The sequence below is a fragment of the Nocardioides pakistanensis genome, from assembly GCF_054781215.1.
In genome coordinates this window covers 1-9,206 of record NZ_BAAGUV010000006.1, presented here as the reverse complement: position 1 = coordinate 9,206, position 9,206 = coordinate 1, and the positions used below count along the sequence as shown (strand labels likewise).

Below are 9,206 nucleotides of genomic sequence, written 5' to 3'. Positions count from 1 at the left end.
ACAGATCTTCTCGCTTCCCCAGCACGATGCTGGATTCAGCGTGTCCAAGATCCGGGGTCAGGCCCCCAGCGCCATCTGCTGCCGCGCCGGCAGGAGGCCCTCGGGTTCGGCGGCCGTCAAGAGGGGCAGCAGGTCGCTCACCATGTCTCGACCCTACGGTGTCCGACTAGACCGTATTGCCCTCCGAGACTGTGCTGTGCCCTGTGATCTGCGAAGGATCCGCGCCGGCTGGCGTGCGACTCCGCAAACGCGCAGTGCCCGCTGGGACTGACTCTTTGCGGCAAACCCGGACCCTTTGCCCGGTGTTCCGTCTGAGTCAGCGTGCCTCCGGCGCCTCGTCAGCGGGCGAGATCTGAGTGGACCTGGCGCGTCGTCCGGCGAGCAGCATGACTGTCGCTCCGATGACGCCGGCCAGCACCGAGCCGGCGAAGATGCCGACCTTGGCGGTCTCAGTCAGCGCGGGGTCGTCATAGGCGAGGTCGGCGATGAACAGCGAGACAGTGAAGCCGATGCCGGCCACGGCGGCGACGGCGAGTACGTGCAGCGGCGTGACGCCTGCTGGCAGTCGTCCGAACCCCGTGCGGACCGCTAGCCACACGGCTGTGCCGATGCCTGCGATTTTTCCAACCACCAGGCCGAGAGCGATGGCCCAGGTCTGCCGACGGCCTCGCCGAGTAGTCCACCGCCGAAATCGACGCCGGCGTTGGCCACCGCGAACAGGGGCACGATCACGAACGCCGACCAGGGGTGGAGCCGATGCTCGAGGGTGTTCAGCACGCTTCGGCCGGCGATCTCCCCGGCTGGGGTGAGCAGCCCGAGGGCGACGCCGGCGATCGTGGCGTGGACACCGGATTCCAGCGTCGCCACCCACACCACGATGCCGACGAGGACGTATGGCGAGATGGCGTGCACTCTGAGCGACCGCAGTACAAGCACCGCGCCGAGCCCGGCGGCCGCACCACCGAGCCATGCAAGCGAGACCGTGTCGGTGTAGACGGTCGCGATGACAACGATCGCGATGATGTCATCGACGATGGCCACCGACAACAGCAACAGTTTGGCGCCGGCCGGCACTCGGTCGCCGAGCAGCGCGAGGACACCGACGGCAAACGCGATGTCGGTAGCCATCGGGATGCCCCATCCCGCCGCGGCCTCCCCACGGGCCAGCGTCAGGAAGATCAGCGCTGGGACGACGACCCCGCCGAGCGCTGCGGCAGCGGGCAGGGCTGCGGCACGGCGATCTCGCAGCTCACCGACGGCGAGCTCGCGCTTGATCTCCAACCCAACAACGAAGAAGAAGATCGCCATCAGGCCGTCGTTCACCCAGTGCTGCAGATTCTCCGTCAATGCGGCCTCGCCCCACCCCAACGTGAGGTAGTGCCCCCAGAACGAGGTGTAGGACTCCGCGGCAGGGCTATTGGCCCACGCCACTGCGATGAGTGTCCCGATCACCACAGCGATGCCGCCGGCGGCCTCGCTGTGCAAGAACTCCTGCAGGGCACCGGGCGCCCGCGTTCCGGCCTTCCGGTTGGTAGCCATCGGGGGTGCTCCGTTCTCGCGCTCGTTTCACGTTTGGGCTGCTGCATTGCCCTCGTTGTTACCCCGGCGGGGTGATCCGAACGCGCGACGGAAGCCAAAGGCCTGCGCCAATCACCTACGAGGGAAGCTCCGCGCCAGAGCCCCGAAAACATGGGGTTGGCAGATACGTGCCCGTGCACGCGGGCAACCGCCCCCACAACGTGGGCGGCGAATGCTCAATACGTCACGTGGGTACCCCTGGTGGGTCCATCATCCCGGAGACGTGCACCAAGGAGACCCGTGCTTTACGCCGCGCCCGCCGACCCCCTCCAGCCCACCCTGGTTTCAGTCGCGACCCCGACTCTGTGGGTGGTGACCGTCGGTGCGGTGATTGTGCTGCTGGCCCTCGACTTCGTCATCACCCGTCGGCCGCACGAGGTCTCCATGAGGGAGGCGATCGGTTGGTCGGCGTTCTACGTCGCGCTGCCGTTGGCCTTCGGCGCTTACATTTGGTGGGCCTTCGGCACGGACCGCGGCTTGGAGTACCTCACCGGGTACCTGGTCGAGAAGTCGCTCAGTGTCGACAACCTGTTTGTGTTCATGCTTCTGCTGGGTGCCTTCGCGGTGCCTCGGGCGTTGCAGCAGCGGGTGCTGCTCTACGGGATCATCGGGGCTCTCGTCCTGCGCGCGATCTTCATCGCGCTCGGTGCTGCGGCGCTCGCGAGGTTCGACTGGATGTTCTTGGTCTTCGGGCTGATCCTGGTGGTGACTGCCGTCAAGATCCTGAAGGACACCCTCACCGGCGCTGGACACGTCGTGGAGGTGGAGCACATTCGCAGCGTGCGGTTCGTTCGCCGGTTCATGCCGGTGACCGCCGACTACGAGGGTCCGCGGATGTTCGGCCGGATAGACGGGCGCCGTGCTCTCACCCCGTTCGCGCTGGTGGTCGTCGCGGTCTTGGCGACCGACATCGTCTTCGCGGTCGACTCGGTTCCCGCGGTGTACGGGATCACCGGCGACCCGTTCCTGGTCTTCGCGACGAACGCGTTCGCACTCCTCGGGCTACGTGCCCTGTACTTCGTGTTGGAGGGTGCACTCAGCAAGCTCGTACACCTCGGCTACGGACTCGCGGCGATCCTCGCCTTCATCGGTGCCAAGCTCGCGCTGCACTGGGCACACATGCAGTGGCCCTCAGTCCCCGAGATACCCACACTGTGGTCCCTCGGCGTGATCGTCGCAGTCTTGACGCTGACCACCATCACAAGCCTGGTGGCGAGCCGCAAGGCCGAGGAACCTGCGCAGGTCTCCGAGATCCCGGAATCGAAGTGAGCAGAGGCCACCATCCCCTCTGAAGTTTCGCACCAAGACCCTGCGGGTGCTGCAGGTCGACGGCGAGCTCGAGGCGCTGCGGATGCTCACCGACGGAAGAGAAGCCCTGACCCGACGTCGAGTCCAAACGGTCGACCGGCTGCAGGCTCTGTCGGCTGAACTCCTGCCAGGACAGGCCAAACGGGACATCACCACCGGCCCAGGCCAAGGCCATGCTTGCGTCGGTCCGGCCGCGTGACGTCGCCGGGAGGACCCGCCGCCGCATCGCCGCCGACGAGCTCGCCGACCTGATCGCCGTCGAGGCGAAGATCAAGAAGGACCGCTGAGCTCAAGGCCATCGTGCTCGCCCGCGGCTCGACGCTGACGGACATCCACGGCGTCGGGCCCGTGGTGGCCGCACGGATCCTGGGCGACGTCGGCGACGTTGCTCGCTTCGCTGACCGCAACCGGTTCGTCTCCTGGCCCGGTACCGCGCCACTAGATGCGTCCTCCGGGGAGCAGAACCGTCACCGGCTGTCGCGAGCGGGGAACCGCCGGATGAACCACATGACCCACATCGCCGCGGTCACCCAGTTGCGCCTCGACACCGACGGCCGGGCCTACTACCGACGCAAGCGGGCTGAAGGCAAGAAGCCCCTGGAGGCACTGCGCTGTCTCAAGCGCAAGATCTCCGACGCCATCTATCGACAGCTCGTCGCAGACGCTCAGCGCCTTGCTGGCGCAGAGACGGGTCCGGGAGAGCACTGCGAGGTTCAAATCCTGCCCCCGCTGCTGATAACTGGCCCGTGACCCGCGGAAACGCAGGTCACGGGTCACTCGCTATTTGAGCCATACTGGCTTGTGTGACGCTCTCGTGACCCAGAAACCTCCGGTGGTCGCCAAACGAGGCGCGGCCCGACGGGGTCCAGGTGAAGACGCGGAACATGGCCAGCGAACAGAGGCGTGACCGGAATGGCGCCGATGTCTCGGGACGTTGGAGGCGGCTGACTTAGCCCACGCGGGATCAGATGTCGTGGTTCTCGTTGGCTCTCGTCTTCCAACATCTTTCACTGCCTGGTCAGAGCGGTCCCGGCGATGACGGATCCGCACCCTGGCAGCCCTGCAGCAAAGCGGGGCGGAGGTCTCCGCGGGCGCCCTATCGGTCGCGTGAGTGGGAGGCGCTAGTGTGTGGGCGCCAGTCGTACTCCACCCGTGGAGTCAGGGAACCCGGTGAGATTCCGGGACTGACGCGCAGCGGTAAGGGTGACGGGCGAGGCAACACGCCACTGGAGCGATGCTCTGGGAAGGTGCCTCGCCCCGGTTGATCCCGAGTCCGAAGACCTGCTGGCACTGGTGACAACCGTCGCCAGGTCGTACGTGGACTCCGCGACAGGGTCCCTGACCAGATAGGTCCTGGCAGTGTCAGCCTCCCGCACTCGCGCCGACCGGTGTCCCGGCGCCCTCCGACCGTGGCAGGCGGCCGACGGACTTCTCGTCCGGCTTCGGCTGATCGGGGGCAGAGTTCCCTCGACAGCGCTGAGGTCGCTCGTCGAGGTTGCAGAGGAGTACGGCGACGGACGCGTGCACACGACGTCGCGGGCGAACCTTCAGGTGCGCGCCTTTCCCGGCTCCGAAGGCCGGCTGTCTTCAGCGGCGTTCGCCGCCCTCGAGCGAACCGGCCTCCTGCCGACCAGGACCCATGAACTGGCCCGCAATGTGATGGTGTCCCCGCAAACCGGCCTGGCGGGTGGTCGCGCCGACCTCCGGGCAGTTGCATGCGAGCTCGACGACCGGCTGTGCGCTGACCCGGACCTCGCGGCCCTGCCCGGCCGGTTCCTGTTCGTGCTCGACGACGGACGCGGCGACCTTCTTGCTCGCAGCTGCGATCTAGGGCTGGTTGCGCTGGACTCGAGCCGGGTTCAGCTACGGATCGGGACCGAGTGGGGCGCGACCGTGCCGCTCGCGGAGGCGGCAGGGCGGATCGCGGAGCTAGCGCATGAGTTCGTCGTACGCCGAGGGCGCGGGCCGGGCGCGGCCTGGCACGTGTCGGAGCTGGCCGAGCCCCTCGTCGTACCGCGAGCGCCCGATCCGGGCCTTCCTGACCCGGCGGAACCGTTGCCCTTCGGGGTGGTGCCCGGTGGGCGTCATGTCGAGGTTTCCGAGACCGGTCTCGACCGCCAAGCCATCGAAGACCTGACCGCAGCAGTCGATCACGTGATTGTCACACCGTGGCGTGGCGTGCTCATTCCCGAGGAGAGCAGATGACCGACCTGCGCAGGCCAACGCGCCGCTACCAGTACGTCGACTCCGGGCCGGCCATCTACGTCGACTCATTCGCCACCATCCGGCGAGAGGCCGACCTGCGGGCGGTGCCGGCCGATGCCGAGAAGCTCGCCGTCCGCATGATCCACGGCAGCGGGCAGGTCGACCTCGCTGATGACCTGATCGTGCATCCGCAGATGGTGTCGACTGCCCGGGCCGCGCTGGAGTCGGGCGCGCCGATCCTGTGCGACGCGACCATGGTCGCGACCGGCGTTACCCGGAGCCGACTGCCGAAGGACAACGACGTCGTCTGCCTGCTCAACGACCCGCGGGTGCCCGGGCTGGCCCGCGAGTGGCGCACCACCCGTACCGCCGCCGCCGTGTCGCTGTGGGAGCCGCGGCTGGACGGTGCCGTTGTAGCGATCGGCAACGCTCCGACCGCGATGTTTCACTTGCTGGAGATGATTCTCGACGGTGGCCCGCGGCCTGCGGCGATCGTTGGCTGCCCTGTCGGCTTCATCGGTGCGGCCGAGTCCAAACAGGCGCTCGTCGACTTCCACTTCGAGCACGGCGTCGACATCCCCTACGTCACCGTCCGTGGCCGTCGCGGTGGATCGGCGATGACCTCGTCAGCGCTCAACGCACTCGCCCAGGAGGCAGAATGACCGGCCGTTTCACGGTCGTCGGCATCGGTCCCGGCGACCCGGAGCTCATGACGCTCAAGGCCGCCCGGATCATCGGCGCGTCTGACGTCGTCGCGTACCACGCGGGCGTGAAGAAGAAGTCCCACGCGCGTCGCATTGCCGACGGCGTCATTCCGGCCGAGGTGATCGAGGAGGAGCTGCGCTATCCGGTCACCACCGGGACCACGGGCCATCCCGGTGGGTATGTCGGGGCGATGGCCGACTTCTACGAGTCCTGCGCGGTACGGCTCTCGGCTCACCTCGACGAGGGTCGCGACGTAGTCCTGCTTTCGGAAGGCGACCCCCTCTTCTACGGCTCGTCGATGTACCTGCACGACCGGTTCAAAGAGATCTACCCGACCGAGGTGGTGCCGGGCGTGCCTGCCTTCGCGGCGGCGACAGCGGCTATTTCTGGCAGCTCCGGCCCGCTGGTTCGACAGACAGATGTCCTGACCGTCCTCCCCGGAACCCTGCCCGAGCCGGAGCTCGCGAGACGGCTGGCCGACACCGAGGCCGCCGTCATCATGAAGCTCGGCCGGACGTTCCCGGCCGTGCGCTCAGCGCTGGCGCAATCCGGGCGGCTCGACGGCGCCTGGTACGTCGAGCGGGCGTCCCAACCCGAGGAGCGTTGGCTGCCCGTCGCCGAGGTCGACCCGGACTCCGTGCCCTACTTCTCCCTGATCGTGGTCCCCGGCGACACCGCCAGCCGGCCGACCGCCGACCGGCTGCGCGCTCGCGACGCGGAGCCGAGTGGATCCGCCGCGACGGACGACGAGCGGACCGCTGAGCTCCTGGTCGTCGGCCTCGGTCCCGGCCCCGACGACTGGCTCACGCCAGAAGTGTCGGCGGCGTTGGGCGAGGTCGACCACGTCGTCGGCTATGCCCCGTACGTGGCTCGCGTCCCGCAGCGTGCCGGGGTGACCCGCCACGCATCGGGCAACACAGTAGAGGTCGACCGCGCTCGTGTCGCGCTCGACCTGGCCAAGGCGGGGGAGAGGGTCGCGGTCGTCTCAGGTGGCGACGCTGGCGTGTTCGGGATGGCGGCAGCCGTCTTCGAGGCTGCCGAGGACCCGACGTACGCGGGCGTGCCGATCCGCGTGCTGCCGGGGGTCAGCGCCGTTCAGGCGGTGGCCGCCCGTGCCGGTGCGCCCATCGGGGCAGACTTCGCCGTCGTCTCGCTCTCCGACAGGCTCAAGCCGTGGGAGGTCGTGGAACGGCGCCTCCGCGCCGTCGCCGACGCCGACCTCGTACTCGCGATCTACAACCCGGCCTCCCGCTCCCGGACCGAGCAGATAGCCACCGCCCACCGCGTCCTGCTGGAACACCGCAAGCCGGAGACCGTCGTCATCGTCGGGCGCGACGTCGGGCGCGACCAGGAGTCGCTGACCGTCACGACGCTGGCCGACCTGGACCCGGAGACGATCGACATGAAGTGCCTGCTGATCGTCGGTGCCGAGAGCACGCGGGTGAGCCGCGCCGGCGTGTGGACGCCGAGGTATGTGCGGTGAGCGCTGCCGTCCACTTCGTCGGCGCCGGACCGGGCGCGGCCGACCTGCTGACCGTGCGCGCGACGCACCTGCTGGCGCAGGCGGACCTGGTGCTCTACCCCGGCACCTACCTCGACCCCGACGTGCTCGCCCACGTCAACCCGAGCGCAGAGCTCGTCGACACCCAAGACCTCGACCTCGACACGATGGTCGCGCGGATGGTCGGCGCAGCCGGCGCGGGGCAGACGGTGGTGCGGCTGACCTCCGGCGACCCGTCGCTCTATTCCGCGCTGCACGAGCAGACCCGCCGGCTCGATGCTGCCGGGGTTGCCTGGTCGGTGACGCCCGGGGTGCCCGCCTATGCTGCCGCCGCTGCGCTGGTCGGCAGCGAGCTGACGGTGCCGCTGGTGGCGCAGTCGGTGGTGCTGACCCGCACCCAGGCCCGCTCCACCGCGATGCCGGAGTCCGAGTCGCTGGCGGCGTTCGCTGCGACCCGCTCGACGCTCGTGCTGCATCTGGCGATCACGCGGGTGCGCGAGCTGATGGCCGAGGTCGAACCGGAGTACGGCGAGGACTGCCCGGTGGCCGTCGTCTACCGTGCCAGCCAGCCCGGGGAGCAGCTGATGCGGGGCACGGTGGCAACCATTGCGGACGTCGTGGAGGCGGCAGGGCTGCGCCAGGCAGCCGTGATCCTGGTCGGCTGGGCACTGACCCGCGAGGGCGGCGACTCCTACCTCTACGACGCGGCCCGCGACCGCTCCGTCAAACGGTGAGCGCCCACTGGGTGACCACGCGCGAGGGCGTCCACCCGGTGAAAGAGCCGATCGGCGCCGTAGTCTCGACGGCGATGCGGGATAGCTCGCCGCCGTGCTCCCGGTAGAGCCGACCGAGCAGCGTCTCGGTCTCGAGCGTCACACCGTGCACGACGAGCCGGCCACCCGGTCGGAGTGCCGCCAGGCAGGCGTCGATCACGCCGTCGCGGGTGGCGCCGCCGCCGACGAAGATGGCGTCCGGCGCGCGGAGCTCACCGAGCGCGCCGGGGGCCTGTCCGCGCACGACCTCGAGCCCCGGCACGCCGAGACTCGTGGCGTTGCGGCGGATCCGCGCGGCACGGTCGGCGTCCGCCTCGACTGCCGTCGTTGTGCAGGACGGGTGGGCGCGCATCCACTCGATCCCGACCGAGCCGGCGCCGGCGCCGACGTCCCACAGGTGCTCGCGCGGGGTCGGGGCGAGCCGGGCAAGAGCGCTGGCGCGCAGGTCGCGCTTGGTCAGCTGGCCGTCGTGCTCGAAGGCGTCGTCGGGCAGACCGGCAACCCAACCGCCGAGGCGCGGGCCGACGCAGTCGATCGCGACGATGTTTAGCCGAGGCAGGTCGAGCTCCGTGCCGGTGAGGATGACGGCGCTCTCGAACCGGAACGAGCTCTTCTCCCGCCCGCCGAGCTCACCGAGCACGGTGAGCTCACTGTCGCCGTACCCCTCGGCGACCAAGAGCGCCGCAATGTCCCTCGGGGTGTGCTCATCGGACGAGAGCACCAGGATCCGTCGACCAGGGGCGAGCTCACGGCGCACCAGCGCGACGTCGCGACCCACCACGCTGACGACCGCATGGCTCTCTGCCGGCCAGCGCATCGCCGCCCGTGCGAGCGCGACTGAGGAGATCGCCGGGACGACAGTCACCTCGTCGGCCCCGAGCAGGTCGATGAGGGTCGTGGCGACCCCGGACACCAGCGGGTCGCCGGAGGCCAAGGCGACGACCTGCCCGACGGCTGCCTCGTCGGCCAGGGATGCCAGCAGTGCTGGCAGCCGGTCACGCAGCGGGGAGGGCCAGGGCTCGCGGCGCTGGCCCGGCACGTCGGGGAGAAGGTCGAGGTGCCGGCGTCCACCGAGCACCACGCGGGCTCGCTCGACCCAGGCCCGGCCGACCTCCGACACACCGTCCCAGCCGTCA

General features: G+C 69.3%; 9 protein-coding genes and 1 riboswitch. Of the genes, 6 read left to right on the top strand and 3 right to left on the bottom strand.

Going from position 1 to position 9,206, the window contains the following annotated elements; translation table 11 throughout:
- Window positions 1-316: 316 nt before the first annotated feature.
- A complete protein-coding gene (locus ACYVIH_RS02945; RefSeq protein WP_460865816.1) occupies window positions 317-631 on the bottom strand; it encodes a Na+/H+ antiporter NhaA in 315 nt (104 codons plus the stop codon).
- On the bottom strand, window positions 589-1,539 hold the full coding sequence (nhaA, locus tag ACYVIH_RS02940; RefSeq protein ID WP_460865813.1) for a Na+/H+ antiporter NhaA: 951 nt from the start codon (window positions 1,537-1,539) through the stop codon (window positions 589-591). The genes ACYVIH_RS02945 and nhaA overlap by 43 nt, the downstream gene beginning before the upstream one ends.
- A gap of 279 nt (window positions 1,540-1,818) precedes the next feature.
- On the opposite strand from nhaA, the gene ACYVIH_RS02935 reads away from it, so the two are divergent.
- From ACYVIH_RS02935 to cobM, 6 genes are all read left to right on the top strand, one after another.
- A complete protein-coding gene (locus tag ACYVIH_RS02935; RefSeq protein WP_460865809.1) occupies window positions 1,819-2,847 on the top strand; it encodes a TerC family protein in 1,029 nt (342 codons plus the stop codon).
- Between the two features lie 339 nt (window positions 2,848-3,186).
- Window positions 3,187-3,636 carry a transposase gene (locus tag ACYVIH_RS02930; RefSeq protein WP_460865807.1) on the top strand — a complete coding sequence of 150 codons (450 nt, stop codon included), beginning with the start codon at window positions 3,187-3,189 and terminating at the stop codon, window positions 3,634-3,636.
- 369 nt (window positions 3,637-4,005) lie between these two features.
- Window positions 4,006-4,189: riboswitch (cobalamin riboswitch) on the top strand.
- A gap of 56 nt (window positions 4,190-4,245) precedes the next feature.
- Window positions 4,246-5,091 (top strand): nitrite reductase, encoded by an 846-nt coding sequence (locus ACYVIH_RS02925; protein WP_460865805.1) that lies wholly within the window; start codon window positions 4,246-4,248, stop codon window positions 5,089-5,091.
- The gene (locus tag ACYVIH_RS02920) at window positions 5,088-5,753 is read left to right on the top strand and encodes a precorrin-8X methylmutase (protein WP_460865803.1); all 666 of its coding nucleotides are present in this window, start codon (window positions 5,088-5,090) and stop codon (window positions 5,751-5,753) included. Before ACYVIH_RS02925 ends, ACYVIH_RS02920 begins: the two co-directional genes overlap by 4 nt.
- Window positions 5,750-7,279, top strand: coding sequence for a precorrin-3B C(17)-methyltransferase (gene cobJ / locus ACYVIH_RS02915; RefSeq protein ID WP_460865801.1), 1,530 nt, complete (start codon window positions 5,750-5,752; stop codon window positions 7,277-7,279). The genes ACYVIH_RS02920 and cobJ overlap by 4 nt, the downstream gene beginning before the upstream one ends.
- A complete protein-coding gene (gene cobM, locus ACYVIH_RS02910) occupies window positions 7,276-8,031 on the top strand; it encodes a precorrin-4 C(11)-methyltransferase (protein ID WP_460865799.1) in 756 nt (251 codons plus the stop codon). The genes cobJ and cobM overlap by 4 nt, the downstream gene beginning before the upstream one ends.
- Here the strand turns inward: cobM and cbiE are convergent.
- Window positions 8,021-9,206 (bottom strand): precorrin-6y C5,15-methyltransferase (decarboxylating) subunit CbiE (gene cbiE / locus ACYVIH_RS02905; RefSeq protein WP_460865797.1); only part of this gene is annotated, 1,186 nt, incomplete at its 5' end. The genes cobM and cbiE overlap by 11 nt on opposite strands.

Bases quoted from the DNA above. Each gene is read 5' to 3' on its own strand.
- nhaA (WP_460865813.1), bottom strand. From the start codon at position 1,539: ATGGCTACCAACCGGAAGGCCGGAACGCGGGCGCCCGGTGCCCTGCAG.
- ACYVIH_RS02920 (WP_460865803.1), top strand. From the start codon at position 5,088: ATGACCGACCTGCGCAGGCCAACGCGCCGCTACCAGTACGTCGACTCC.
- cobJ (WP_460865801.1), top strand. From the start codon at position 5,750: ATGACCGGCCGTTTCACGGTCGTCGGCATCGGTCCCGGCGACCCGGAG.